This window comes from Nocardia sp. NPDC004151 (genome assembly GCF_042874235.1).
Taxonomy (GTDB): Bacteria; Actinomycetota; Actinomycetes; order Mycobacteriales; family Mycobacteriaceae; genus Nocardia.
In genome coordinates this window covers 26,378-52,434 of sequence record NZ_JBIAMR010000029.1, presented here as the reverse complement: position 1 = coordinate 52,434, position 26,057 = coordinate 26,378, and the positions used below count along the sequence as shown (strand labels likewise).

Genomic DNA, 26,057 nt, shown 5'->3' with positions numbered 1-26,057 from the left:
TCGATGTCTTGTGGGCCATGCTGCGCGACAACAGAGTGTTCACCCCCGCCCCGCCGGTCGCGCAAACGGCTTGACTTAGTCATTGAGATTCTCCTTGCTGGAACTGCTACTTCACCTCGACCCGCACACGCACGGCACCGTCACCGGTGGACGCGAGCGCCTGCGAGATCAAGCTGCTGATATTGATGAGCGGCCCCGACGTGCGCGCCACGTCGGCGAGCGGCTGCAATTGGGGTGCGAGGGTCTTCAATTCGGGCCCGGCTTGCCGCAACCATTCGGTCAGCCCGGCCAGGAAGGGTGCCAGACCGTTGCCATCCACATATGCCTGAGGGCCGGGGGCACGCTCGACGAGCCTGCCGACCGCAGTGATGAGCTGCTCGAGCGACTGCTCGAACTGCACGAATGCCGGTGCGGCAGCCGCGGTCGCCGCACCCATGCCTTCCATATTCGAGGCCGCGACCTGGAAGCTGTTGAGTAGCTGGGCAATCTTGGGTTCACGGCTCAGAATGGCCGCGGCCAGGAGGTCGCCCGCGCGCGTCAGGTTCGGCATGGCCGAATCCGTGTCATGGAAGGCCGCGCTCAGCGTGTTCGCCAGCGAGGCGGCCACCTGGGGATCGAGCTGGTTCATGACCTTGTTGACCAGCCGCGACACCTCGGGAATCGACAACGGTGACTTCACCGCCGCCGCGTCGAGCCGCTGGCCGTCCTTGATGTACGGACCGTCCGCGGTGCGGGGCCGGAACTCCACGAACGGCTCGCCCAGCGCGGAGAGCTGCTCGATGGTGATGTCGCTGTCGGTCGGGAGTTTGCGGTCGCCGTCGATGCGGAAGCCCACCTCGACGCCGCGCGCGGTGGAGTCCACCGAGGTGATCTTCCCGACCCGCATGCCGGTGAGCAGAATCGGCGAACCCACGCTCAGGCCACCGGAATTCGCCATCACCAGCGACGCGTCGGTGTGATGCGCGGACGGATCCGCCCGCACCACCCCGAAGGTCAGATAGCTCGCGCCCACCACGGTGACCACCGCGATGCCGCCCAGCGACGCCACCGAACCCCACTTCATCGCACCGCTCCGATCATGCGCAGCCCGGCCAGCACGGTGGTGACCTGATCATCGCGGGACACCGAATCCGACTGGACACCGGTCACATTCACCTTCGGGCCGTTCTCGACGAAGGGAATCAGCTTGTCGCGCAACAGCGAGACCAGCAGCGACAGGTTCGACGGCACCGACAGATCCAGCGGCCTGCCCGACAGCGCCAGCGGCGCGAAGGACTGCGTCACCGGATCCAGCGCGGTCGCCAGCGGGGCCAGCCACACCAGCGACTGCCCGAGTTGCCCGAGCACCGCGAAGATCTGGGTGACGCCCTTGATGGAATTGGTGACACCGGTCATGGCGTCCACCGACTCCTGGCTGAGCTGATGGTCCAGGAAGTCGGCGCGATCGTGCAGTACCTGCGCGTTCACGCCCAGACCGTTGAGCAGCTTGTCGACCTGATCCAGGTTCGCGGCCAGATCCACCGCGTTCCCGGCGGCGTTCTGCGCGATCCGCTTGGTCTCGTTCGGGTCCCGCGGCAGCACGGCGTTGAAGTGATCGATGATGTCCTGCAACTGGTTCACCGCCCCGCCCTGGGTGAAGGCGGCCAGCGCGGCCATGGTGTCCTCGAGCTGCACCGGGGGCCGGGTGTGGTCCTGGGTGATGGTGCCGCCGTCCTTCAGCAGCGTGCCGAAACCGTCCGGCGGCGTGCTCAGGGCCAGGTGGATGTCGCCGAGCACGGTGTTCTGCCGGAGTTCGGCCACCGTGGTGGTCGGCAACTGGACCTTCGCGGAGATCTCGGCGTCGACCACGACGTAGCCGCCGCGTCCGCCCGCGTGCGCCGAATCCACCACGCGCACACCGTCGACCGTGCCGACCTGCGCGCCATTGGCGATGACCTTCGCCTTGGCGGGCAGGTTGAGCACATTGCCGAACTCGATGTGGATGCGATAGGTCGAACCCGAGACGCCGGTCCCGGGCACCGGCACCGCCGCCGGATCGAAGGCACAGCCACCGACCCCGGCGAGCAGTCCCGCCGCCAGCACAGCCGCGCCTGCGCGGACCAGTCGACGCGGCACCGGGGCCGTCCCCACCTCGGCCCCGAGTCGACCGGCGGCCGCGGTATCGAGCTGGATGTTCCAGCGTCCGATTCTCATCGCGCACCTGCCATTCCGAGTACCAGGGGCACCAGCGGCACGTTCACCATGCCGTTGGCGGCATCGGTGCAGCTGCCGGGCGTGACCGCGTTGAGCGCGGCGCAGACCTGCTCGGACTGCGGGGCCGGGAGCGCCGCCCGCGGCGAACCGTAGGTGATGCCGTTGCCCATCACGTTCTGGGCGGCATCGGTCAGCACCGGCATCTTGCGCACCACCTCCGAGAGCGAGCCGACATTGGCGCGCAGCAGGCGCACCAGCGGCAGCGTGTCGTCGAGAGCGCGCATGATCGGGTCGCCGGCGATGGTGGCCAGATCGTTGAGCATGGGCAGCAGCTCACCCAGCCGATCGATGAGTTGCGCACCGGGACCGAGCAATTCGGTGCTGGCATTGTTCAGGGCCGGGCCCAGGCGCAGCAGCATGGAGCGCAGATCGCCCCAGTGCTGCTCGACCTTCTCGCCCACCGAGGCGAAGGCGTCGAAGATACCCGCCAGGTGGCCGATGTCGGCATCCGGTTGCGCCAGCGCCGAACCCAGCTTCTTGACGATCTCGTTGATCTGCGGACCAGCGCCCCGCGTGGCCGCGTCCAGCCCGGACAGGCCGTGCGCCAGCGCGTCCGGGGCCTGCTCCTGCTGCAACTGCGAGGACAGGCCGGCCAGCGCGGTCAGGGTCTCCGTAATGCTCTTGGGCGTCAGGGATTTGGTGATGCACTTCGAGGAATCCCAATGCGCCAGGTTCTTGCCGCCGTTGAGAACCGCCAGATTGCGATCGGCCACAATGGAATCCGAGACGGTGGTGGCCGCGGCGTCGGCATAGACCGGATACTTCGCGTCGACGGAGAACTTCACCTTCACCTTGGTGCCGTCGGAGTCGACGGAATCGACCGTGCCGACCGGGATTCCGCGCATGGTCACCTTGTTGCCCGCGTAGAGGCCGACCGCGTCGGGCATGACGGCGCAGTAGGCCACCGTCTTCTTCATCGGGTCGAACCAGACGAAGTAGCCGACCACTGCCAGCATCACCACGGCCAGTGCGCCCGCGACCGACATGAACGCCTGCGAGCCGAGCATCCGCTTGAACATCAGCAGTCCTTCCCGGGCACCGGAACGCACACCTGCGGCTGCGCGGGGAGAGTCACCGTCTGCCGCGAGTGGTCGACGGTGATGCCGCCGTCCGGAATCATCAAGTCCGACAGCTTCTTCTGCAAGTCCTGCGCGGCGTTCAGCGTCGGCTCGAACTTCCGGCCGAGCTGCTCGAGCCGGGTGATGGCATCGGTCAGCTGCGGCTTCAGATCCGACCAGGTCGGCTGTAATCCGCCCAGGCGGCCGAGCACGTCACTGAGCAGGCGGATCGCCTCCGCCATCTCCGCATGCTTGTCGTCGAGCACGGTGACCAGCAGGTTGGCATTGTCCATCAGCCGGCCCAGGTCCTTCTTCGCGCCGTCGTACATGCGGACGTACTCGTCGGCCACCGACACCGCGTTCGAGACCTGACCGCGCTGCTTCTCCAGCGCGTCCACATAGGTGCCGACCGTGCGCAGCGTGGTGCGCAGGGTGTCGGGCGCACCGTCGATCGAATTGCCCAGTGCCGCCAGGTTCTGGTTCAGCGTGGAGCCGTCGATCTTGGCCAGCGGGGTGGCCGCGTCCTGGAAGGTCTCGATCAGGCTGTACGGCAGGCGTACCCGGTCCGCGGGGATCGCCGCCGAACCCAGTGGCTTGCTGCCCGCCGGGAACACCGCCACGTAGTGGCCACCGACGATGGTGAGCATGCGGATGTCGAGGGAAGTCTGATCCCCCAGGAACACATCGGATTTCACCGTGAAGCGCATGACGACCTTGTCCGGCTTCAGTTCCAGGGACTTGACCTCACCGACCGAGATCCCGGCCACGCGCACGTCGTCACCCGCCTTCACCGACTGCGCCTCGGACAGTTCCGCGGTGTAGGTGTGCTTGCCGAACGGGATCACGTACAAAGCGCCGGCGGCGGTCAGGCCGAGCACGACCACGATCGCGCCGATGACGCCCTGCCGCAGATGCCGCTTCTGCTTGGTCGCGTCGTCCACGACGCGGTCGTCACGCTTCAGGCTGAGTCCCTGAAGAGCACGGGGCAGACTCATCCGTTGCATATCGCCACCTGCTGTCCCGAAACGAGCACCTTGACCACCGAGGGCAGTTCCGCGGTTCCCTTGCTGCACACCGGCTTCCAGCCACCGGGGCCGACGGGCAGGGACGCGTCGGCGGCGCTCAGCACGGCGGGCAGGCGGCCGAGGACCGCCACCGCCTCCTTGGCGTCGGGGAAGATCTGCCGGATCAGCGCGTCCACGTCGGAGCCGCTGTCGATGCCCAATGTGCGCAGCAGGTTGTCGATTGGCCGCAGCACCGACGGCGCGGTGACCGCGAATTGCGCCAGGCCGCCGATGTTCTGCTGCAACGCCTCGAAGATGTCGGAGAGCTGCTTCAGCAGCGGCACCAGGTAGTGCACGCGCCCGCCGAGCCGGTCCGACAGGTCCGACATATTGCGGATCAGCGTCGAGATCACCTGCTGCCGGTTGTCCACGTACGACGCCAGTTTCCCGATCGCGTCCATGGCCGGGCCCAGCCCGCTGCCGTCGCCCTCGATCAATGCCACCATGCTCGCGCTGAACTGGTTGATCGCCTCCGGAGAGATGGTCTGCAACACCGGCTTCAGGCCGTTGAACAGCTGCGTCACATCGAACGACGGCACCGTGTGGTCCTCGTCGATGCGCGCGCCCGCGGCGATACGATTGCCCGGCTGCGGCTGCTGCTGCAGGTCGATGTACCGCTGCCCGGTCAGATTCTGGTAGCGGATGGCCAGTTTCGAGTTGTCGTACACCGGCGAATCGGTCTTGACCGACACCCGCACCCGCGCCTTCGAACCCTCCAGGCCGATCTGCTTCACCTTGCCGACCTGCACACCGAACATGCGCACGTCATCGCCGACCTTGAGGCCGTTGGCGTCGGTGAAGACGGCGTCGTGGGTCTCGGTCTTCCCGGACACCGGACGCTGAATCGCGGTGAGCACCAACAGGAGCACCACACCGATCACGCCCGCGAACAGGGCCAGCCGCCAGCCCGCCTGCTTCACGTTCATCGCGCACCTCCCAGCAGCGGCACCGCGATACCGGGCATGCCCTTCAATTCGACCTGCACGTTCAGCACCGGCCCCTGCCCGTTGTCGGGCATGGCGGCGCGCAGACGCTCCAGCAGCAGGCGCAATTCGGCCGAGGACTGCTGCGGCTGGGGCACCATCCGCGCGAGCGCGGTCAGCACCAGCACCAGCATGTCGGTGCTGCCGGAGAGCTGAGTTCCGGCCTGCGAGAACGTGGCCGCCAACGCGGGCAGCAGCTGACCGGTGACGGTAGCGACGCCCTTGTCATAGGTGGCGCGATCGGTCTGCAGACGCTGCATGCTGCGGATCAGATCCACCACCTGCACCGTCGCGCCCGCGAACTGGCCGCCGCCGTCGAAGGCCGGGCCGAGCTCGCCGAACAGCTGCGACATCGGCATCTTCTGGTTGTCGGTGATGGTGCGCTGCGCGGTGATCAGCGCCTGGGCCAGCGGCGTGAACGCCTGGGTGTCGGCCGCGGCCTGCGCGATGACCGAGGCCATCTGCGGCGTCAGCACCGAACCGCCCACCTGCGCGGCGCTGCGCAGGATCGAGCCCATGGTGGCGTCGTAGACCTCGCTCGCGCGACGGCCGGTGAAATCCAGCACCGTGCCCGACCGCAGCGGGGAACCGCCCGCGCCCTGGCGCAATTCGATCTCGCTGATGCCGAACAGGTTGGCGGGCGCGTAATCCACCCGCAGGCTGTCGTCGAGGCCGAACAGCTTCGAATCGTCCAGGCGCAGCGAGATCTGCTGGGTACCGTGCTTGTCCGGCGCGATCTCGGTGACCTTGCCGACCACCACGCCATGGGCGCGCACGTCCGTGCCGACGAGCACGCCGTCACCGATCTGCTCGGTGCGCAACGAGATCGGGATACCCGGCTCGTCCTGCTGTGACCGGTACAGCGCCCATCCGGCGACCACCGTCACCACCAGCGCCAGCGCCAGCGTGCCGACCGTCATCGCGCGCTTGCGATCGACGGCCACACCCGGCATTCCGTAATTCGGCATCCCCTACCCCGTGAACGTAATCGCCGAGTTGAAGCCCCACAGGGCCAGCGACATGACCATGTCCATGGCCACGATGGCCACCGACGACGCGCGGACCGCCTTACCCGAGGCGATGCCCACGCCCTCCGGACCACCGGTCGCGAAGAAGCCGAAGTAGCAGTGGATCAGGATCACCACCACCGCGAACACGGCCACCTTCACCACCGCCGCGATCACGTCGAAGCCGGAGACGAACTGGAAGAAATAGTGGTCGTACACACCGGCCGAGGCCCCGTGCACCAAGGTGATCAATCCCCGGCAGGCGGCATACGACAGGATCAGCGCGATCAGGAAGGTCGGCACGATCGCCACCGCGCCCGCCAGCACGCGAGTGGTCACCACGAAGGGAACCGAACGCAGACCGAGGGATTCGATGGCGTCGATCTCCTCGGAGATGCGCATGGAACCGATCTCCGCGGTCATCCGGCAGCCCGCCTGCGCCGCGAAACCGATGGCCGCCACGATCGGGGCCAGCTCACGCGTGGTGGCGTACGCCGACACCAGACCCGACACCGGGCCCATGCCCAGCATGTCGAGCGTGGTGAAGGACTCCACCGCCACCGAAGCGCCCATGACCAGACCGAGCACGATCATCATCGGCACGGTCCCGCCGCCGACGATGACCGAGCCGCGGCCCCAGGTCATATCGCTGATGGCGCGCATGGTCTCCGCGCGATACCGCTTCAGCGTCAACGGAATCGACGACAGCACCTGCCAGACGAAGGCCAGCGTGAAGCCCAGGTTCTCCACCCGGCGCAGGATCAGGCCACGCTTGCGATAGGCGCGTGCGGCCCAGCCCAATCCCTTGGGCACGTAGGTAGCCGACATCAGGCCAGCCTGGTGGGCAGGAACAGATCGGTGATCTGCGTGGCGACCAGATTGACCGTCACGATCGACACCACCGACAGCACCACCGCGGCGTTCACGGCGTCGGCGACACCCCGCGGGCCGCCCTTCGCCTCGAGCCCGCGCTGGCAGGCGATGATCACCACGAGGAAACCGAAGATGACGGCCTTCAACAGCGACACCCACACATCGGCGGTGGTGGTGAAGGACCCGAAGGTGGACCAGTACGAGCCGGGCGTGACGCCCTGCCCGCCGATGGCGACGCCGTATCCGGCGAGCACGCCGACGAAGATGATGAGCACGTTGAGCAGCGGCGCCACGAAGACCATCGCCACCAGTCGCGGGATCACCAGACGGTGAATCGGGCTGATGCCCATGGTGTTCAGGGCGTCGATCTCCTCGCGGATGGTGCGCGCGCCCAGATCCGCGGCCAGCGCCGCCGCGCCCGCGCCGCCCAGCAGGAAGCCGGTGGCCAGCGGTGCGCCCTGTTTGATGACGCCCAGGCCGCCGGTCGCGCCGAGCAGCGAGTCCGCGCCCAGGGTGTGGATCAGATTGCCCACCTGGACCGAGACGATGACGCCGAACGGGATGGCGATGAGGATGGCCGGGATCGCGGTGACCGTGATCAGCCGCCACGCCTGCAGGATCGCCTCTTTCCACTGGAACTGGCGACGCGCGATATCGGTGAAGGTCCCGGCCACGGCCTCCTCGGCGATGCCGACCGCGCGGCCGAAGGTGCGCAGCGACGCCACCGAGGTGCTGGAGAAGTTGTCCCGCACGATGCGCACCGCGGACCGGCTCTGGACGGCCCGGGTCATCGGGGGACTACTTCTTCGAGACGCCGGAACCGACGCGGGGTGACGAGCTTCAAATTTCTTCTCCGTGATCGGCAACACTGCCTGCCATCAAAGCTAATGGTTACCCGGAGTTACAACAAATCGGCCTCGAGTGTGACCGGAGCCTCTAAGTTACCGATGAGTACCCGCCGTGTCGGTCCCGGTCAGCGGGACGAAGACCCATGTGACCTGGGATTCTAGAACGTGTTATCAGAGCGGTACGGCTATAGCCATGATCCGTGGCACCCTGTGAGCAGACCTCCCGAAAGGCGATTTCGAGGCCCGCGGCCATACCTGAAGCCGCATCGAGTGATCTCTCAGCAACCCCCGACCTCCCGGCGAACCCGCGCATAACCCGGACACTGCGTGTTCACTGACGCGTGTGGACACTGTGCCTGCCGAAAACGTGGTATCGGCGGTCCTGCGCACTATCGAGGCCGGCGACTGGGCGGAATTCGCGAAACTGGTGCACCCCTATGTGCACTGGACCGAGGACGGCGTCACCACCCGCGGGCGCACCCGGGTGATGGCGCTGCTGTCCCGGCACCACGCCACCACACCGGCGACGTCCTTCGAACTACGCGACGGCCAGATCTACCGTTGGACCTCGTGACCGCGCCTACGGGCTGACCGCGAGAAAGACGAAGGCGGAGAACAACACCAGGTGCACACAGCCCTGGAGCAGGGTCGCGCGGCCGGGCACCACGGTCAGCGCGCCGACCACCACGGTCAGGGCCAGCAGCACCATCTGGGTCGCGCCCAGGCCGAGCATGAGCGGGCCCGAGATCCAGATCGAGGCCAGCGCGATGGCGGGGATGGTCAGGCCGATACTGGCCATGGCCGAACCCAGCGCCAGGTTCAGCGAGATCTGCACCCGATCCCGGCGCGCGGTCCGCACGGCCGCGATGGTCTCGGGCAACAGGACCAGCATCGCGATCACCACACCGACCGCGGACGGCGGCAGCCCGACGGCCGCGATCCCGTATTCGATATTGGGCGATTCCACCTTCGCCAAACCGACCACTCCGATCAGGGCAACCAGCAGCAAACCCAGGCTGCGCAGCGACTCCCGCCGGGTCGGCGGCTCCTCGTGCTCGTCCTCCGCCGACGCGGACGAACCCTCGACGGGCAGGAAGTCGTCCGGATGCCGGACCGTCTGCACCATCACGAAGACCCCGTACAGCACCAGCGAAGCCACCGCGGCGAAGATCAACTGCGAGGCCGAGAAGACCGGACCCGGCTCACTGGTGGTGAAGGTCGGCAGCACCAGACTCAGCGTGGCCAGCGTCGCGACCGTGGCCAACGCCCCGCCCGTACCCTCGGCATTGAAGACGGCCACCCGCCGCCGCAACGCTCCCACCAGCAGGGACAGCCCGAAGATGCCATTGCACGTGATCATCACGGCCGCGAAGACGGTGTCGCGGGCCAGCGAGGCGGCCTTCTCACCGCTGGACACCATGAGCGTGACGATCAGGCCGACCTCGATGATGGTCACCGCCACCGCCAGGATCAGCGACCCGAACGGCTCCCCCACCCGGTGCGCCACCGTCTCCGCGTGATGCACCGACGACAGCACCGCGCCGATCAGCCAGACCCCGACCAATACCGCCACGGTCGAGTTCAGCTCCCGGCCCCACGTCACCGTCAACACCAGCGCCGCCGCCAACGGGAGGATGACCGCCCAATACCGCTTGCCGAAACCCACCATGGCCCCCATAGTTCCAGCAAACGGTCCGCTTCCCCCGGAAGTGGGAGCCATGCCTCGCCCGATCACGTTGCCGCATGAGTCGTGAACGGTGAATTACGCTGATCAGGTGGATGACATCGGAGCCAGCACCACCGACACAACTGCGCCGCACCCGCACGAGCCGCACGACACCGGCCTCTCGGCCAAATTGAACTGGCTGCGCGCGGGCGTGCTCGGCGCCAATGACGGCATCGTCTCCACCGCCGGTCTGGTGGTCGGCGTCGCGGCCGCCTCCACCGACTCCGACGCCATTCTCACCGCGGGCGTCGCCGGACTCGCCGCGGGCGCGATCTCCATGGCGGTCGGCGAATACGTCTCGGTCAGCACCCAGCGCGACACCGAACGCGCCCTGCTCTCCAAGGAGAAGCGCGAACTGGCCGAAGAACCCGAATACGAACTGACCGAACTCACCGGCATCTACCGGGCCAAGGGCCTCAGCGCCGAGACCGCGCGCCAGGTCGCCGAGGAGCTCACCACGCACGACGCCTTCGCCGCCCACGCCGAGGCCGAATTGGGTTTGAACCCACACGAACTCACCAACCCGTGGCACGCCGCACTGTCCTCGGCCGTCTCCTTCACCATCGGCGCGCTGCTGCCGCTGATCGCCATCCTGGTGCCGCCGGTCCAGTGGCGCATCCCCATCTGTTTCGCCGCGGTGCTGGTGGCGCTGGCCCTGACCGGATCGGTCAGCGCCCGGATGGGCGGCGCCAACCCGCGCCGCGCGGTGCTGCGCGTGGTGCTCGGCGGCGCGATCGCCATGGCCGTCACCTACGGAATCGGCCAGCTCGCGGGCGTCGCCGGAATCTAGTGGGCCGGGTGGGGATCCGAGTCACTCGGCGGGCGGCGGGGGTGCGGCCGCCGGCGGCGGCAGCTCCACCGGACCGGCCTCACCGGCGATGACCACCGGCACGTCCACCGGCCGCGGCGGCCCGGGCGGCAGCGGAGCCTGCCGCACCGTCGCCGGGGCCGGAGGCGGCGCGGGCGCAACCGGATTCGGCGCAGCGGGATTCACGCCGGGCGCGAATGGGACCTGGCCCGCCGGAGCGATATTCGGCGGACGCTGCGCGGGAGCGTGCGGATCGTGGCGCGGCCGCGGCACATTCACGACCGAGGTGTCGGCGACCGGACTCCGGGCCGAGTGCGTGATCAGCACGCCCACCCCGACACCCGCCGCCATCAGCACGGCGGCGAGCAGGACCTGCCCCAGGCGGCGCGGATCGAGATCGCCGGTGTCGCGCTGGATTTCGTCGGCGGTTCCGAGCATGGCTGTCCTCCTTCGGATTCCGCGTCACGTGGCTAGGGCGCGGGCGGCGGCGGGGGCGGGGGCACTAGGAACGGCAGGATCGGGGCCAGGATGTCGGGCAGCGAGGGTGGCGGAGGCGGCGCGGCGGGCGCGGGTTCCGGCGCGGGCGCCGGCAGCGGGGCGGGCGCCGGCTCGGGCGCGACCTCGACCGGGGGTGGCGGGGGCGGGACATAGCGCTCGGTTTGCGGTGCGGGAGAGGGATTCTGCGCCACCGGGGCGGGCGGAGGCGGCGGCGCGGCGGGACCAGGGGCCGGGGCGGGGCCGGGCGGCGGGGCCGAAGCGGGGGCCGGGACCGGTGAGGTGGTGGCGCCGAGGGGCTGCTGCGAGGTGCTGGGCGGCGGACCGGCCGGGGCCTCGGGCCCGCCGCCACTGTTCAAGCCCTCCCGCAGGGTGCCGCCGATCAGCGCGACCACCATGCCCACTGACAGCACCACGAGCCAGGCCAGCATCTTCGGCGACATCGCCCCCGGTGCGCTCAGACCCGGGGTGCCCGCGGCGGACGCTTCGTCCGCCACCTCGGGTCTCTCGTGCACCGCACCCACCGTCACCCGGGAACTCCTTCGGTCGAAGCGATCGCCGTAGATCCGAAAAGCCACTCCTTCAAGCACGCTACACAGATTTGCGGAATTGCAGAACCTTCCAACTGATAAGGAAATCGTTCCAGGTAGATCTCTTTTCCAACCGATTGCCAATAGATAGCGGTCACTCCATGGAGATCACCACCTTGCCGAACGGGTCACCTTCCATGAAGTAGCGGTACGCCTCGACGGCTTCCTCGAACGGGTACACCCGGTCGATGACCGGCCGGACCTGATGCTCGGCCAGCGCGGCGTTCATCGACTCGAAATCCGCCCGGCTGCCCACGGCGATGCGGCGAATCGACACGAACTTGCCCCCGAACAGGCTGGGCGGCTGCGGCTGCCCCGGCGCCGGCGGGAACGCCCCGATCAACGTGATCTGCGCGTTGTACGCCGCGGCGGCAACGGATTTCGGCAGCGTGGGCATGCCGACGGCCTCCACCGCGTGCTGAACGCCCTCGCCGCCGGTGAGCTCGAGCACCGCCCGCTCCCAGTCCGGCACCTGGACCCGATCGATCACCTCATCGGCGCCCAGCTTCCGCAACCGCTCCGCCTTCTCGGCCGAGGACGTGATCGAAATGACCCGCGCCCCCAGCATTTTGGCGTGCTGCACCGCCGCCAGCGCCACCGTGCCGGTGCCGGTGGTCAGCACGGTCTCCCCCGGCCCCGCCGGGACCGGCTTGGTCAGCGCGGCCCAGGCCACCAGCCCCGCGCAGGTCAGCGACGCCGCCTCGGCATCGGTGAGATGCGCGGGCACATGGACCACCGAATCCTCCTCCAGTAGTACGTAGGTGGCGAGCCACCCGTCGTGATTCGCGCCGTACTGCTGAGCGGACTCCGCTTGCCGCTGCGGGCCGTCGGTCCAGGAGACGAAGTAGGTACCGGCCACCCGGTCGCCGATCGCGGCGCGGGTCACCTGATCGCCCCGCGCGATCACGTCGCCGACGCCGTCGACCAACGGCACGACGCCGGGACGGGCGGGCAGCACATAGCTGCCCTCCAGCAGCATGATGTCGCGCCGGTTGAGCGCGGTGGCGCGCACCCGCACCACGACCTGGCGCGGGCCCGGGACCGGGATCTCCTGCACCCGGGTGGTCAGCCCGGCGAGGCCGCGCCGCGATTCCAGTTGGTAGGCAATGCCGTTCATGGTCTTCTCCGTGGGGCCGTTCATGGTCTTCTCCGTGGGATCGAGTCCGGTTGTCGAGAAGCGAGTCTGTGCGGTCCGGCGAATCCGTGCGATTCCCTCGAGGGAATGATCGGGTGGCCGCCCACGTCATTCCCTCGAGGGAATCGCGCCCGCGCATCCCCGTCCGCACAGTGGAGGTATGACGACCATGGCCGTGGCGACGACGACACCCTTCGCCCAGGAACTGCGCGGCTGGCGCACCCGGCGACGGCTCAGCCAGCTCGATCTCGCCATCGCGGCCGAGACCAGCCAGCGGTATCTGAGCTTCCTGGAACAGGGCCGCTCACATCCCGGGCGGACCATGGTGGTGCGGCTGGCCGAGGTGCTCGGACTGTCCCTGCGCGAACGCAACGCGATGCTGCTGGCCGCCGGGTACGCGCCCGTGTTTCCCGAATCCTCCTTGGACGCACCGGAACTCGGTGCGGTCCGGCACGCGCTCGACACCATCCTGCAGGGGCACCTGCCGTATCCGGCGGTGGTGACCCGCCCCTTCGGGGTGCTGGTGGCGGCGAATCCGGCCTTCGAACTGCTGACCGAGGGCTGCGCGCCGGAACTGCTGACGTCGCCGGTCAATGTGCTGCGCCTGGCCCTGCATCCGGACGGACTGGCGCGGCGGGTGGTGAACCTGCCGGAGTGGGGCCGCCACATCACCGACAGCCTGCGCAATCGGGCGGGCCGCAGCCCCGATCCGGCGCTGGACGCGCTCATCGCGGAGCTGGAGGGCTACCTGCCACCGGTGGATCCCGGGCCCGGGCATCTGGGTTTCGCGGTGCCGCTGCGACTCCGCTCCGAGGCCGGTGAGCTGCGGCTCATCACCACCCTCACCTCGTTCGCGACGGCCACCGACATCACCCTGTCGGAACTGCACCTGGAGGCGTTCCTGCCCGCCGACCAGGCCACCTCCGATCTCCTGCGGGCGCGCTTCGCCAGGGAGTAAGTGCTTGCGACCCCTTACTCGTAGACGTATATTCGTAGACGAGTAAGGGGGTGCCCCATGGCCCGCAAGCGCAAGGTCGCCAATCTGATGGGTCTGGCGGTGCTGTCCGCCGTCGTGCTCCAGCCCATGCACCGGTACGAGATCGCCGCGAGGTTGCGGGCCTGGGGCAAGGACAACGACATGGGCATCAAATGGGGCTCGCTCTATACCGTCGTGGACAACCTCACCAAGCACGGCTTCCTGGAGATCACCGGCAGCGAACGCGACGGCGCGCGCCCCGAGCGCACCATCTACCGCATCACCGACGCGGGCCGCGCCGAACTGGTGGACTGGACCCGCGAACTCATCGCCGACCCGGAACCCGAGAAGCGCCGCTTCATGGCCGGGCTCTCCGTGCTCTCGGTGCTGCCCCCGGACGAGGTCGTCGACCTGCTCACCCGGCGAATCACCAAGCTGGACACCATCATCGCCGAAACCCGCGCCCAACTGGCCGCTCTGGAAGGCGCGGTGCCGCGCCTGTTCCTGGTCGAAGAGGACTACGAGCTGACCATGCTGGCGGCCGAGGCCGACTGGGCCCGCGGCCTGCGCGACGCGCTCGCCGACGGCAGCTTCCCGGACACCGAGGGCTGGCGGGCCTGGCATCGCGACGGTGTTGCACCCCCCGACCTGGCAGAGCCGGCTCTGGAAGGGGGCGCGAACACACCGCACACTCAGCACGACTCATGAACGGAACCGGGCCCCGGCGAGGGTGCTGCAACACCGCCACCGGAGCCCGGAACACACCGTCTCGAACCGCGTCCGTGCAGGCGAACCCGGCACCGAGTTTGGCAACTACAGGATAACTGGGTTCTCCACGCGCGGGACGGTTCGGGGTTTTCGGCAAGCCTTCGAACACTTCTCGGGAGAGACCCATGTCCACAACCACTCGTTCCGCGATCATCATCGGCGGCGGCATCTCCGGCCCCGTCACCGCGACCGCCCTGCACCGGGCCGGTATCGACGCCACCGTCTTCGAGGCGTATCCGGGCCCCGCGTACGGGATCGGCGCCAACCTCGCCCTCGCACCCAATGGGGTCGCCGCCCTCGACCTGGTCGGGGCCGGAGATCCGGTGCGCGCCAAGGCCGTACCCGTCAGCCACTCCACGATGTCGGTCAACAGCAAGCAGTTCCCGCTGCCCGGGCTGGTCGACATCGAGCCGCTGCGCGTGATCGACCGCTCCGACCTGCACGAGATCCTGCACGACACGGCCGTCGCGGCCGGGGTGCGTTTCGAATACGACAAGCGGCTGGTCGAGGTGGAGGAGCACGCGGGCGGCGTCACCGCCATCTTCGCCGACGGCAGCAGCGCCACCGCGGACGTGCTGATCGGCGCGGACGGCATCCGCTCCACCGTGCGCACCCTGGTCGACCCGAACGCGCCCGGACCCACCTATCTGCGCATGCTCGGCTTCGGCGCGTACACCGACGCACCCCTCGACCTGGAGCCGGAGACCATGACCTTCGCCTTCGGCAAGCGGGCCTACTACCTGTACTGGGCCATGCCCGACGGCCGGGTCGCGTGGGGCGCGAATCTTCCTACCGAGCAGTACTACTCGCTCACCGAGGCCCGCGCCGTCTCCGCCGAACAGTGGCTGCGCACCCTGCGCGCGACCTACGCCGATGACCTGCCCGGCCGGCAGCTGGCCGAGGCCACCACCGCCGCCCAGCTGCAGGTGATCGGCGCGCTGCACGTCATGCCGCGAGTGCCGCACTGGCACCGGGGACGCATGGCGCTCACCGGCGACGCCATCCACGCACCCAGCAACACCTCCGGGCAGGGGGCGTCGCTGGCCATCGAGAGCGGCATCGAGCTGGCCCGCTGCCTGCGCGACATCGACAACCCGGCAACGGCTTTCGCCACCTATGAGGCGCTGCGGCGGCCGCGGGTGGAGGGGGTCGCGGCGCGGGTGGCGCGCATGAACCAGACCAAGGCGGCCGGGCCGGTCGCCCGGATGGCCATGCAGGTGATGATGCCGATCATGTTCAAGCGGATGAATCCGGAGAAGATGCTCGGCGGCGAGCAGCGGTTCCGGATCGATTGGGACACCACCGTGCGGCCCGCCGCCGTCAACGCCTGATCGGACGCGTCAACGCCTGATAGGGCTCAGTGGCCGACCGGCAGCACGTCGGGCCGGTCGGCCTCGTCCAGCAGTTTGGTGGCGATATTGTCGATCGCCTGATCCAGCAGCGCCCGATCCGCCGGATCGGTGGAATCCCAATCGGTGAGCTGACTTTCGAGCCAGCGCTTCCACGCACCCCGGACCCGATCGACCTCCTGGTCGCCCTTGGCGGTGAGGGCGAGTTCGCCGCCGTCGCGGCGCAACAACCCCTCCCGCTCCGCCTTGACGTACACCGGATCGATCAATTCCGCCGGGATCCAATGGGTTCGGGCGATGTCCTCGAGGGTGGCGGTGCCGCGCAACCGGTTGTACATCCGCACCTGCCCCAACGCCCACGCCTCGTCGCGCCCGAGCGAACTGCCCGCCGCCGCAAGGATTCCCGGATCCGGCACGGTATTCTCACGGAGCTTGCGCAGCACTCCCGCCACACAACGCTCCAGCTGTACCAGCCGGTCGCCCGAGTCCGGCATGGAGAACTGCTCCCCCACGTCGGTGGCCTCGGCGCGAGCGCTGTCACGCAGCGTGACCTGCTTCAGGAACCACGCCACGACGAAGCCGAGCACGGCCACCGGCACCACCCAGCGGAAGACGAAGTCGATGGAGTCGGCGTAGGCGTGGATGATCGGCGCGGCCTGCTGCGGCGGCAGCTCCCGCAACAGCGCCGGACTCTGCGCGACCTGCGGCGACACCCGCGATTCGATCAGCGCCGCTTCCAGGTTCGGCCGCAGCTGATTCGAGTACAGCGTGCCGAACACGGTGGTCCCGAACGCGCTGCCGATGGTCCGGAAGAAGGTGACCCCGGAGGTGGCGGTCCCCAGATCCGAGTACGGGACGCTGTTCTGCACGGCGATGGTCAGCACCTGCATGGCCAGACCGACGCCCAGGCCCAGGATCAGCATGTACAGCGACATCAACCAGGTGCTGGTGCCCGGCCCCATGGACGACATGAGGAACAGGCCGACCGCCATCACCGCGCACCCGATGATCGGAAAGGCCTTGTAGTGCCCTGTCTTCCCGACGATATTGCCGGACAGGATGGAGGTGAAGAACAACCCGACCACCAGCGGCAGGGTGCGCAGCCCGGACGCGGTGGCCGAAACGCCTTCCACGTACTGCAGATACGCGGGCAGGTAGGTCATGGCCCCGAGCAGCGCGAAGCCGACGATGAAGCTCAGGATCGAGCACACGGTGAACACATTGCTGCGGAACAGGTGCATGGGCAGCATGGGTTCGCGGGCCCGGAACTCCGCGGCCACGAAGGTGGCCAGCAGGGCCGCGGCCGCCGCGAACAGGCCGATGATGGTGGGCGAGGTCCACGCGTATTCCTGTCCGCCCCACTCCAATCCGAGAATCAGGCAGGTGACGCCGACGGCGACCAGCGCGATGCCCAGGTAGTCCACGATCGGTTTCACCACGGCCCGGGTCATGGGGATGGTGCGGGCCGCGGCCGCGATCATGACGACGGCGAGCGGGACGTTCACGTAGAAGCACCAGCGCCAGCTCAGGTGGTCGGTGAACAGTCCGCCCAGGGTGGGTCCCAGGACGGTGGTGATGCCGAAGACCGCGCCGAGCGCACCCTGGAACTTGCCGCGCTCGCGCAGCGGGATGACGTCGGCGATGAGCGCCATGGAGGTGACCATGAGCCCGCCCGCGCCCAGACCCTGGATGGCGCGGGCCGCGATCAGCAGCGTCATGCCGTGCGCGAGCCCGGCGATCATCGAGCCGAGGATGAACACGGCCCCGCTGATCTGGAAGACCAGTTTGCGGCCGAACAGGTCCCCGAACTTGCCGGACAGGGCGGTGGCGATGGCCTCTGCCACCAGGTAGGAGGTGACCACCCAGGCCATGTGCCCGGCCCCGCCGAGATCCGCCACGATGGTGGGCAGCGCGGTGGAGACGATGGTGGAGTCCAGCGCGGCCATGAGCATGCCGAGCGCGACGGTTCCGAAGACGACGTTTCTGCGGCCCCGGCTCAGCGGCGGCGGTGGGACAGGCTTGGCGGCGGTGGCGCTGGCACCGGTCATCGGCCCAGTATCTGGCGCTCACCAGCCAAGATGCGGCAGCGACACGGCAAACAGGGTATTGCCGGAGACAATCGGCGTGTTCGGCCTACCGCTAGAACTTACTCTGCAGTAAGGTCGGGTCATCCGAGTGCGGACCCGCACCGCGAACGCCGAACCTGCGAGGTCAACAGCCATGGCATGGAAGCCCAGCGATATCCCCGATCAGACCGGGCGCACGGTCGTCATCACCGGAGCCAATGGCGGACTCGGCGAGCAGACCACCAAGGTACTCGCGGGCAAGGGCGCGACCGTGATCATGGCCTGCCGCAATGCCGCCAAGGCCCAGCAGGTCGCCGACCGCATCGACGGCGACGTGCGCGTGGCGAGCCTGGACCTGGCCAGCCTGGACTCGGTCCGGCAGTTCGCCGAGAGCACCGGCGACATCGACGTCCTGATCAATAACGCGGGCCTGATGAACATCCCGTTCTCGCGGACGAAGGACGGCTTCGAGACCCAGTGGGGCGTCAACCATCTCGGCCACTTCGCGCTGACCGGCCTGCTGCTGGACAAGATCGGCGACCGGGTGGTCACGCTGGCCTCGATCGCCCACAAGCAGACCCCCAAGCTGTGGATCGACGACCTCAACTACGAGCACCGCCGCTACCAGCGCAACCTCGCCTACGCGCAGGCCAAGCTGTCCAACCTGATGTTCGCGCGGGAACTGCAGAACCGGCTCGCGGCGGCGGGCTCGGCCAAGCGCTCCTACGCCGTGCACCCCGGCGTCTCGGCCACCGACCTGTTCGCCCGGACCGAAACCCCCCTGGACAAGATCTCCAAGCCGTTCATCCGGATCATCGGCCAGTCGCCGTTCCACGCGGCCTACTCGTCGCTGTTCGCGGCGACCGAGACCGACGCCGACCCGACCACCTACTGGGGTCCGACCCGTTTCTTCGGCAGCCAGGGCCCGGTCGAGGCCTCGCCGTCCAGCAAGATCTCCCGGGATCCGGAACTGCTGCGCCGGCTCTGGGCGGAATCCGAGCGTTTGACCGGGGTCACATTCAAGTTCTGATCGGCAACCTGCCTACTACGGGACCCGTAGTAGGCAGGTACCGTGGAGTGCGTGTCCGCTCCCCAACGCCGCCCGGCCCTGATCGTGTTCGTGGTCGTGGCGTTCTCGGCGTGCCTGGGTCTGGGCTACTGGCAGTGGACCCGGTTCGAATCGGGTGGCGGCACCTATCAGAATCTCGGCTACGCGCTGCAGTGGCCGCTCTTCGCCGGATTCGTGATCTGGGCCTATGTCCGCTTCGTGCGGCTCGAGAAGGAAGCCGGGGACGACGAGACCCCGCCCGTCGAGCCCGGCACCGAGGCCACCGCCCGCCCCCGTCGCCCGAAACCGGCCGCACCGCGGGAGATTCCCGCGGGCCTGCTGCCGGAGCGCCCCCAGGCCGCCCGGGACGAGGATCCAGAGCTTGCCGAATACAACAGGTATCTGGCCGACCTGCACGCCCGCGACATGGACGACCAGGTCCGTGACGCCGGACTGCAGCACACCGAGAGGAGCGCCGGTTGAGCGCCAGCGACAATTCCGCGCCGTCCCCCGTCGCCACCGAGACCACCGCGCCGGCGCGCCCGCTCGGTTCCGCCGCGCCCGAGAAGATCCGCGGCGCGCTGACCCGCTACCGCGTGCTCGCCTATATCACCGGCATCTGGCTGCTGGTGCTGTGCGGCGAGATGGTCTACAAGTACCTGCTCCTCGACGACAGCAGCACCGCCCCGCACTGGCTGTTCTACATCGGCCAGGTCCACGGGTTGTTCTACATGCTGTACCTGGTCTTCACCATCGACCTGGGCATCAAGGCGCGGTGGCAGCCGATGACCACCTTCCTGACCTGTCTGGCGGGCACCATCCCGTTCCTGTCCTTCGTGTTCGAGCACAACCGGACCCGCGAGGTCAAAGCGGCCTTCGGCCTCTGACAGCCGACATACCGACGAACGAAAGGGGTTCGAGGACCAGGTCCTCGAACCCCTTTCGCGTCTGCGGTGATTCAGTTCTCGTCTGCCGTGATTCAGTGACCGGCGAGGGCGGCCAGTGCGGGCAGCAGCTGCCGCAGGGCGCGGCCACGGTGCGAGGCGGCGTCCTTCTCGGCCGGGGTGAGCTGGGCCGAGGAGAGCTCGCCGCCGTCCGGGAAGAACAACGGGTCGTAGCCGAAACCGCCGTCGCCCACCGGCTTCCGCCCGATGACGCCCGGCCATTCGCCGCGCACGACTTCCTCGACACCGGCGCCGACCAGGGCGCAGGCCGAGACGAAGCGGGCCCCGCGACGCTCGTCGGGGACGTCGCCGAGCTGGGCCAGCAGCAGGGTGTTGTTGGCCTCGTCCTTGCCGTGGGTGCCCGACCAGCGGGCCGAGAGCACCCCGGGCATGCCGTTGAGGGCATCCACCTCGAGACCGGAATCGTCCGCGACACAGGGCATTCCGGTGGCGGCGAAACCGTCGCGGGCCTTGAGCAGGGCATTGCCCTCGAAGGTCGGTTCGGTTTCGGGGGCCTCGTCGTAGGGCTCGACGTCGTTCAGGCCGACGAGCTCGATGCCCGCGATACCGGCCTCGTCCAGGATGCGGCGCAGCTCGGTGAGCTTCTTGGCATTGCGGCTGGCGACCAGGACGCGGGTCATCGCTTCTTGGACTCCTCGGGCTCGGGCAGCACGCCCGGGTACGGCAGCGCCAGGGCTTCCTTCTGCACCACGAACAGCTGCTCGCAGCCGGCCAGCGCGGAATCGAGCAACTTGTCCAGGGTGGAGCGCGGGAAGGTGGCGCCCTCGCCGGTGCCCTGGATCTCGACCAGGGTGCCGGTGTCGGTGGCGACCACGTTCATGTCGACCTCGGCGCGCGAGTCCTCCTCGTAGGGCAGGTCCAGGCGCACCCGGCCGTCCACGACGCCGACGCTGACCGCGGCGATGGCGCAGGAGATCGGTTGGGGGTCGGCCAGTTTCCCGGCCGCGCCCAGGTAGGTGATGGCGTCCGAGAGCGCCACGTACGCGCCGGTGATGGCGGCGGTGCGGGTGCCGCCGTCGGCCTGCAGCACGTCGCAGTCCAGGGCGATGGTGTTCTCGCCGATGGCGGCCAGGTCGATGCACGCGCGCAGCGAACGGCCGATCAGCCGGGAGATCTCCTGGGTGCGGCCACCGACCTTGCCCTTCACCGACTCTCGGCCCGAGCGGGTGTGGGTGGCGGCGGGCAGCATGGCGTATTCGGCCGTCAGCCAGCCCAATCCGGAATCACGCCGCCACGGCGGGACGCCGTCGTTCACGCTGGCGGTGCACATCACCCGCGTCTGCCCGAACTCCACCAGCACCGACCCGGCCGGGTGCGAAGTGAAACCCCGAGTGATCTTTACGTCGCGGAGTTGGTCATCCGCCCTGCCATCGGCTCGTTTCGACACGACGCACAGCGTAGCTCCGCCGCCTCCCCGCGCCTTTAGCGGGCAGCAAACAGACGTTGCATGTCTCGCACCCGTGCCGACGGCCGGGTACCGAACCGATTGCTGGGCGTACCAGGGGAGTTACCCCGACCGTCACGACATCAGTGGTCGCGTCAGATATCGAAAACTTCGCCCGGGGACACGGCATGGACCGGGCCCGAGAACACGGCCTTCGCCTCGGCGATGACGTCCTCGCGGGAGGTCCACGGCGGGATGTGGGTGAGCAGCAGCTCGCCGACGCCCGCACGAGCCGCGATCAGGCCCGCTTCGTGACCGGAAAGGTGGATGCCCGGCGGGCGGTTGGCCGGGTCGTGGGTCCACGACGCCTCCGACAGCAGAACGTCTGCGCCGCTGGCCAACTCGAAGACCTCGTCGCACAGCGCGGTGTCGCCGGTGTAGACCAGGGTGCGGCCGGCCGCGGTGGTGACGCGCAGGCCGTAGGACTCCGGCGGGTGGAACATGCGCCGCGCCTCGACGGTGTGGCCGGTGCCGAACGGGACCGGGACACTCGCCTGCCAGGGCCGCATGTCGATGACGTCGGACCAGTCGTCGGTCTCGCCGCCGATCTCCGCGGAGGCGTTGCCGATCCGCAGCGAGGTGTCGGCCGGGCCGTAGACGACGGCCTTACCGGTCGGCGGGTTCGGGTGGTAACGACGCCACACCAGCAGGCCCGGCAAATCCAGGCAGTGATCGGCGTGCAGGTGGGTGAGGAAGATGTCGACCTCGCCCGGATCCAGGTGACGCTGCAGCGCGCCGAGCACGCCGGGTCCGAAATCGATGACGGTCGGTGTCATATCCGGGCCGGTCAGCAGGTAACCCGACGCCGGGGAATCCGGGCCGGACACGCTGCCCGAGCACCCGAGGACGGTGAGGCGCATTCCCCCATGCTGCCACGCTGCATTCTCACTCAACGGAGGGATCCCCCAAATCGCCGACCGCGACCAGCGTCACCCCTACGACGCGGGACGGCCGGCGTCAGCCCCGCGACGATGACGACGTTCATGAGCAGAGAGTACCCATCCGGCAACCACTCCACCCACCGCCCCGAAAAGATGTCCTTGCCAAGAGATTTCCGGGTTGCTCGGCAGCACGCCCCACAGAATCGACCCGTAGACGGCCAGCACCCCCAATCCGACCGCGATCTGCACCACATTCCGCGAGAACCAACCCCAGCAGATCAGATATGTGAGCCAGCCGAACACCAGTCCCGACGCCCCGACCGACACGGTGTGCGGCATGGCCGTCAGCCACACCCCCGCACCGGCGATCACCCAGACGATGGCGGTCGCCGCCAGCCCGCGCCCGATCCCGGTCAGCAGCGTGAGCAGGCCGAGCACCAGCACCGGCAGCGTGTTCGCCAGCAGGTGCCCCCAATTGGCATGCAGGACAGGCGCGAACAGGATGCCGGTCAGACCCTCGCCGGAACGCGGCCGCACCCCGTTCTGTTCGAGGCGGCCGCCGGACAGGCTGTCGACCGCTTCCACGCCATACAGCAACGCGGTGAAGCCCAGCGTCAGCGCAATGGCCCGCTGCCACAGCGATTTCAGGGCGCCCGGACCTGACGAACCGGTGTCGCCGGTCGGGACGGGGGTGCGCCCCGCCGCCGGTTCGGCCAATTCCCTGCGCAGCCGCGCGATCCGCTCCGGATCGAACGACGCGCCCATGCCGCCGCCACCGCTCATGGCAAGACCTCCTAGCCCTGCCCCGAGCGTACCGCCGGATCAGGCCCAGAGCTGGCCGTCGAGCTTCTCCTCCGCCTCCTCCAGCGTGCCGTCGTAGGCGCCGGTGGACAGGTACTTCCAGCCGCCGTCGGCGACCACGAACGCGATATCGGCACGCCGCCCGGCCTTCTCGGCCTTCTTGGCGACCCCGAGCGCGGCGTGCAGGATCGCACCCGTCGAGATGCCCGCGAAAATGCCCTCTTCCAGCACCAACTCACGGGTGCGGCGGACCGCGTCGTAGGGGCCGACCGAGAAGCGGGAGGTCAGCACCGACTCGTCGTAGAGCTCCGGGACGAAGCCCTCGTCGAGATTGCGCAGGCCGTAGACCAGTTCGCCGTAGCGAGGCTCGGCGGCGACGATGTCGATGCCCGGCACCTTCTCGCGCAGGAAGCGCCCGGTGCCCATGAGCGTGCCGGTGGTGCCGAGGCCGGCCACGAAATGCGTGATCTCGGGCAGGTCGGCCAGGATCTCCGGGCCGGTGGCCTCGTAGTGCGCGAGCGCGTTGGCCGGATTGCCGTACTGGTAGAGCATCACCCAGTCCGGATTCTCGGCCGCGATCTGCTTGGCCAGCGCCACGGCCTGATTGGAGCCGCCCGCGGCCGGGGAGTCGATGATCTCCGCGCCGAACATGGTGAGCAGCTGCCGCCGCTCCACCGAGGTGTTCTCCGGCATCACGCACACCAGCCGGTACCCCTTGAGCTTGGCCGCCATGGCCAGCGAGATACCGGTATTGCCGCTGGTCGGCTCGAGGATCGTGCAGCCGGGCGTGAGCCGCCCGTCGGCCTCGGCCGCCTCGATCATGCGCAGCGCCGGACGGTCCTTGATGGAACCGGTCGGATTGCGGTCCTCGAGCTTGGCCCACAGGCGCACGTGCTCGTCACCGTCCCAGCGCGGGGACAGGTTCTTCAGACCCACCAGCGGTGTGTTGCCGAGGGTCGCGATCAGCGACTCGTAGCGGGCCACGGTCAGCGGGCCCCGCCGGCGACCGCGGGCAGGATGGTGATCGAGCCGCCCTCGGGCACCTCGGCGTCCAGGCCGCCGGTGAAACGCACGTCCTCGTCGTCGACGTAGATATTGACGTAGCGCTTGAGCTTGCCGTCTTCGAGCAGCTTCGCCGCCAGGCCCGGGTAGTTGGCCTCCAGGTCCGCGATGACGGCGGCCAGGGTCGCGCCCTGCGCCTGAACTCGCTTCTCGCCCTTGGTGATCGGGCGCATGATGGTCGGGATGGACACGGTGATCGGCATCGGGGGACTCCTCTGTTTCTGGGTGGACGCTAGGCGGGGTAGGCGGCGACGATCTCGACCGGTTCCTCGGTGACGACACCGTCGAGGATCCGGTAGCTGCGCAGCTCGTGCTCGTGCGGATCCCGGGTGGAGACCAGCACGTAGTGGGCATGGGGTTCGGAGGCGAAGGACACGTCGGTGCGGCTCGGGTACGCCTCGGTCGCGGTGTGCGAGTGGTAGATCACCACCGGCTCCTCGTCGGCCGCGTCCAGCTCCCGCCACAGGCGCAGGTGCTCGTCGGAATCGAACTCGTAGAAGGTGGGCGAGCGGGCGGCATTGATCATCGGCACGAACCGCTCGGGGCGATCGGAGCCCTCGGGACCGGCCAGGATGCCACAGGCCTCGTCGGGGTGGTCGGCGCGCGCGTGCGCGACCATCGCCTCCACCAGGTCCGCCCTGATCACCAGCACCGTCGCATCCTTCCGTCCGCACCCGAAGCACCCGGCCGAACGGCCGAAACGCTCCCGTCAACAGGTCAGAATATGCGGGTATTCCCGAGGCGGCCGGTCACCCTCGCGCCCGGGGGCGCCCGGGTCGCCTCAATCGCCGAACAGGTCGCGGTAGGTCGGGATGCCCGCCACCGCCGTCGCGGACAGGATCGCGTCCACGATCGCCCGCTCCACGCACACCGCGGCCGCCGTGCACAGCTGGTCCAGGATCAGCAGATCCGCGGGAAAGGCCGGGGGCAGTGGGAAATTCGGCTGCTGCTCGGCGGTCCCGGTGGCCAGTGCGAACAGGGTGTCGCCGTCCAGCGGGGAATGCGCCGGCCGGATGGCCCGGGCCAGGCCGTCGTGCGCGGTGGTGGCCAGACGGCGGCACGCCGCCGGATCCAGCGCCGCGTCGGTGGCGACCACGCCGATCGTGGTGTTGAGCACGGTGCCCTTCACCGCCAGCGCGTTGGCGGCGGTCAGCTGCGCGGCGGTGGGTGCGCGCAGCCCGAAGAACTCGGGACCGTCGGTACCGGCGCCCCACGGGAATCCGGTGCGCGGATCGAACACCGAGCCGACCGGATTGGCCACGATCACCGCACCCACCGTGATGCCCGCGGCCGGGCCTTCGGCGAAACGCACACTGGCCGTGCCGATTCCGCCCTTGATCGACCCGGCCCGCGCGCCCACGCCCGCACCGGCCGAACCGCGCGCGAACTCTTCTCCCGCGGCGTCGGCGGCGAGGAATCCGGCGTCCGCGCCGGGCCGGATGTTCCACGCGCCCACCGGCAGATCGAAGATGACCGCTCCGGGCACGATCGGCACCACACGCGAGGGGTCGGCGGGATCCATCGGGATGCCCTCCCGATGCTCCTCCAGCCAGCGCATGACGCCGTCGGCCGCGGCCAGGCCGTAGGCGCTGCCGCCGGTGAGCAGGATCGCATTCGCCTGCCGCACAGTGTTTCCCGGATCCAGCAGGTCGGTCTCGCGGGTGCCGGGGCCGCCGCCCCGCACGTCCACCGCGGCGACCGCGCCGCCCGGCACGCGCACCACGGTGCAGCCGGTGGCCGCGCCCTCACCCAGGGTGGCGTCCGGATCCAGCAGGCTGTGGTGGCCGACCAGCACCCCACCGACATCGGTGATCGAATTACGTGGTCCCGCAGTACTGTTCACGGCACATCCTCTGT

The 26,057-nt window shown here is 68.9% G+C and carries 29 protein-coding genes; 8 read left to right on the top strand and 21 right to left on the bottom strand.

Going from position 1 to position 26,057, the window contains the following annotated elements; all coding sequences use genetic code 11:
* Positions 1-106: 106 nt before the first annotated feature.
* Genes ACFYTS_RS35990 through ACFYTS_RS35955 form a run of 8 tightly spaced genes read right to left on the bottom strand, consistent with a single transcriptional unit; the run spans position 107 to position 8,029 of the window.
* Positions 107-1,063, bottom strand: coding sequence for an MlaD family protein (locus ACFYTS_RS35990; RefSeq protein ID WP_387309679.1), 957 nt, complete (start codon positions 1,061-1,063; stop codon positions 107-109).
* Entirely contained in the window at positions 1,060-2,193 is a 1,134-nt protein-coding gene (locus ACFYTS_RS35985; RefSeq protein ID WP_357288690.1) for an MlaD family protein, read from the bottom strand. The genes ACFYTS_RS35990 and ACFYTS_RS35985 overlap by 4 nt, the downstream gene beginning before the upstream one ends.
* Complete coding sequence (locus ACFYTS_RS35980) at positions 2,190-3,272, bottom strand: MlaD family protein (protein ID WP_387309678.1); 1,083 nt, start codon at positions 3,270-3,272, stop codon at positions 2,190-2,192. The genes ACFYTS_RS35985 and ACFYTS_RS35980 overlap by 4 nt, the downstream gene beginning before the upstream one ends.
* Positions 3,272-4,315 carry an MlaD family protein gene (locus tag ACFYTS_RS35975; RefSeq protein WP_387309677.1) on the bottom strand — a complete coding sequence of 348 codons (1,044 nt, stop codon included), beginning with the start codon at positions 4,313-4,315 and terminating at the stop codon, positions 3,272-3,274. Before ACFYTS_RS35975 ends, ACFYTS_RS35980 begins: the two co-directional genes overlap by 1 nt.
* Positions 4,303-5,301, bottom strand: coding sequence for an MlaD family protein (locus ACFYTS_RS35970; protein WP_387309676.1), 999 nt, complete (start codon positions 5,299-5,301; stop codon positions 4,303-4,305). The genes ACFYTS_RS35975 and ACFYTS_RS35970 overlap by 13 nt, the downstream gene beginning before the upstream one ends.
* A complete protein-coding gene (locus tag ACFYTS_RS35965) occupies positions 5,298-6,326 on the bottom strand; it encodes an MlaD family protein (protein WP_387309675.1) in 1,029 nt (342 codons plus the stop codon). The genes ACFYTS_RS35970 and ACFYTS_RS35965 overlap by 4 nt, the downstream gene beginning before the upstream one ends.
* A 3-nt stretch (positions 6,327-6,329) precedes the next feature.
* Positions 6,330-7,193 (bottom strand): ABC transporter permease, encoded by an 864-nt coding sequence (locus ACFYTS_RS35960; protein ID WP_379100403.1) that lies wholly within the window; start codon positions 7,191-7,193, stop codon positions 6,330-6,332.
* On the bottom strand, positions 7,193-8,029 hold the full coding sequence (locus tag ACFYTS_RS35955; RefSeq protein WP_357288705.1) for an ABC transporter permease: 837 nt from the start codon (positions 8,027-8,029) through the stop codon (positions 7,193-7,195). Before ACFYTS_RS35955 ends, ACFYTS_RS35960 begins: the two co-directional genes overlap by 1 nt.
* A 400-nt stretch (positions 8,030-8,429) precedes the next feature.
* Here ACFYTS_RS35955 and ACFYTS_RS35950 point away from each other — a divergent pair, with 400 nt between their 5' ends.
* Positions 8,430-8,660, top strand: a complete 231-nt coding sequence (locus tag ACFYTS_RS35950; protein WP_387309674.1) for a nuclear transport factor 2 family protein — start codon at positions 8,430-8,432, stop codon at positions 8,658-8,660.
* A 6-nt stretch (positions 8,661-8,666) separates the two neighbouring features.
* Here the strand turns inward: ACFYTS_RS35950 and ACFYTS_RS35945 are convergent, their stop codons facing one another.
* Positions 8,667-9,764: a calcium:proton antiporter gene (locus ACFYTS_RS35945; RefSeq protein WP_387309673.1), complete on the bottom strand. Its 1,098-nt coding sequence runs from the start codon at positions 9,762-9,764 to the stop codon at positions 8,667-8,669.
* 106 nt (positions 9,765-9,870) lie between these two features.
* Here ACFYTS_RS35945 and ACFYTS_RS35940 point away from each other — a divergent pair, with 106 nt between their 5' ends.
* Positions 9,871-10,602 (top strand): VIT family protein, encoded by a 732-nt coding sequence (locus ACFYTS_RS35940; RefSeq protein ID WP_387309680.1) that lies wholly within the window; start codon positions 9,871-9,873, stop codon positions 10,600-10,602.
* A 21-nt stretch (positions 10,603-10,623) separates the two neighbouring features.
* Here ACFYTS_RS35940 and ACFYTS_RS35935 read toward each other — a convergent pair whose 3' ends face one another.
* The 3 genes from ACFYTS_RS35935 to ACFYTS_RS35925 all read right to left on the bottom strand — a co-directional run bounded on the left by ACFYTS_RS35935 (position 10,624) and on the right by ACFYTS_RS35925 (position 12,846).
* Positions 10,624-11,058 (bottom strand): hypothetical protein, encoded by a 435-nt coding sequence (locus ACFYTS_RS35935; RefSeq protein WP_387309672.1) that lies wholly within the window; start codon positions 11,056-11,058, stop codon positions 10,624-10,626.
* Positions 11,059-11,090: 32 nt separating this feature from the next.
* On the bottom strand, positions 11,091-11,645 hold the full coding sequence (locus tag ACFYTS_RS35930) for a hypothetical protein (protein ID WP_387309671.1): 555 nt from the start codon (positions 11,643-11,645) through the stop codon (positions 11,091-11,093).
* Positions 11,646-11,799: 154 nt separating this feature from the next.
* Positions 11,800-12,846, bottom strand: coding sequence for an NAD(P)-dependent alcohol dehydrogenase (locus ACFYTS_RS35925; protein WP_387309670.1), 1,047 nt, complete (start codon positions 12,844-12,846; stop codon positions 11,800-11,802).
* Between the two features lie 154 nt (positions 12,847-13,000).
* Here ACFYTS_RS35925 and ACFYTS_RS35920 point away from each other — a divergent pair, with 154 nt between their 5' ends.
* The 3 genes from ACFYTS_RS35920 (at position 13,001) to ACFYTS_RS35910 (ending at position 15,915) form a co-directional block, all read left to right on the top strand.
* The gene (locus ACFYTS_RS35920) at positions 13,001-13,798 is read left to right on the top strand and encodes a helix-turn-helix transcriptional regulator (RefSeq protein WP_357289264.1); all 798 of its coding nucleotides are present in this window, start codon (positions 13,001-13,003) and stop codon (positions 13,796-13,798) included.
* Between the two features lie 57 nt (positions 13,799-13,855).
* Positions 13,856-14,524 carry a PadR family transcriptional regulator gene (locus tag ACFYTS_RS35915; RefSeq protein ID WP_387309669.1) on the top strand — a complete coding sequence of 223 codons (669 nt, stop codon included), beginning with the start codon at positions 13,856-13,858 and terminating at the stop codon, positions 14,522-14,524.
* A gap of 185 nt (positions 14,525-14,709) precedes the next feature.
* Positions 14,710-15,915 (top strand): FAD-dependent oxidoreductase, encoded by a 1,206-nt coding sequence (locus tag ACFYTS_RS35910; RefSeq protein WP_387309668.1) that lies wholly within the window; start codon positions 14,710-14,712, stop codon positions 15,913-15,915.
* Positions 15,916-15,941: 26 nt separating this feature from the next.
* Here ACFYTS_RS35910 and ACFYTS_RS35905 read toward each other — a convergent pair whose 3' ends face one another.
* Positions 15,942-17,981: an MDR family MFS transporter gene (locus ACFYTS_RS35905; protein WP_387309667.1), complete on the bottom strand. Its 2,040-nt coding sequence runs from the start codon at positions 17,979-17,981 to the stop codon at positions 15,942-15,944.
* 172 nt (positions 17,982-18,153) lie between these two features.
* On the opposite strand from ACFYTS_RS35905, the gene ACFYTS_RS35900 reads away from it, so the two are divergent.
* Genes ACFYTS_RS35900 through ACFYTS_RS35890 form a run of 3 tightly spaced genes read left to right on the top strand, consistent with a single transcriptional unit; the run spans position 18,154 to position 19,934 of the window.
* Positions 18,154-19,029, top strand: a complete 876-nt coding sequence (locus ACFYTS_RS35900) for an oxidoreductase (protein WP_387309666.1) — start codon at positions 18,154-18,156, stop codon at positions 19,027-19,029.
* A 42-nt stretch (positions 19,030-19,071) separates the two neighbouring features.
* Positions 19,072-19,530 (top strand): transcriptional regulator, encoded by a 459-nt coding sequence (locus tag ACFYTS_RS35895; protein ID WP_357289278.1) that lies wholly within the window; start codon positions 19,072-19,074, stop codon positions 19,528-19,530.
* A complete protein-coding gene (locus tag ACFYTS_RS35890; RefSeq protein ID WP_379100376.1) occupies positions 19,527-19,934 on the top strand; it encodes a DUF3817 domain-containing protein in 408 nt (135 codons plus the stop codon). Before ACFYTS_RS35895 ends, ACFYTS_RS35890 begins: the two co-directional genes overlap by 4 nt.
* Before the next feature lie 92 nt (positions 19,935-20,026).
* Here the strand turns inward: ACFYTS_RS35890 and ACFYTS_RS35885 are convergent, their stop codons facing one another.
* From ACFYTS_RS35885 to ACFYTS_RS35850, 8 genes are all read right to left on the bottom strand, one after another.
* Positions 20,027-20,632, bottom strand: coding sequence for a non-canonical purine NTP pyrophosphatase (locus tag ACFYTS_RS35885; RefSeq protein WP_357289281.1), 606 nt, complete (start codon positions 20,630-20,632; stop codon positions 20,027-20,029).
* On the bottom strand, positions 20,629-21,399 hold the full coding sequence (rph, locus tag ACFYTS_RS35880; RefSeq protein WP_357098674.1) for a ribonuclease PH: 771 nt from the start codon (positions 21,397-21,399) through the stop codon (positions 20,629-20,631). The genes ACFYTS_RS35885 and rph overlap by 4 nt, the downstream gene beginning before the upstream one ends.
* 152 nt (positions 21,400-21,551) lie before the next feature.
* Positions 21,552-22,316: a cyclic nucleotide-degrading phosphodiesterase gene (locus ACFYTS_RS35875; protein WP_357289283.1), complete on the bottom strand. Its 765-nt coding sequence runs from the start codon at positions 22,314-22,316 to the stop codon at positions 21,552-21,554.
* Between the two features lie 75 nt (positions 22,317-22,391).
* Positions 22,392-23,120: a rhomboid family intramembrane serine protease gene (locus ACFYTS_RS35870; RefSeq protein ID WP_357289286.1), complete on the bottom strand. Its 729-nt coding sequence runs from the start codon at positions 23,118-23,120 to the stop codon at positions 22,392-22,394.
* Between the two features lie 39 nt (positions 23,121-23,159).
* On the bottom strand, positions 23,160-24,122 hold the full coding sequence (locus tag ACFYTS_RS35865) for a cysteine synthase (protein WP_357289289.1): 963 nt from the start codon (positions 24,120-24,122) through the stop codon (positions 23,160-23,162).
* A gap of 2 nt (positions 24,123-24,124) precedes the next feature.
* A complete protein-coding gene (locus ACFYTS_RS35860) occupies positions 24,125-24,403 on the bottom strand; it encodes a MoaD/ThiS family protein (protein WP_387309665.1) in 279 nt (92 codons plus the stop codon).
* 29 nt (positions 24,404-24,432) lie between these two features.
* Positions 24,433-24,852: a M67 family metallopeptidase gene (locus ACFYTS_RS35855; RefSeq protein WP_357098659.1), complete on the bottom strand. Its 420-nt coding sequence runs from the start codon at positions 24,850-24,852 to the stop codon at positions 24,433-24,435.
* 129 nt (positions 24,853-24,981) lie between these two features.
* Positions 24,982-26,043 (bottom strand): P1 family peptidase, encoded by a 1,062-nt coding sequence (locus ACFYTS_RS35850; protein WP_387309664.1) that lies wholly within the window; start codon positions 26,041-26,043, stop codon positions 24,982-24,984.
* Positions 26,044-26,057 lie beyond the last annotated feature (14 nt).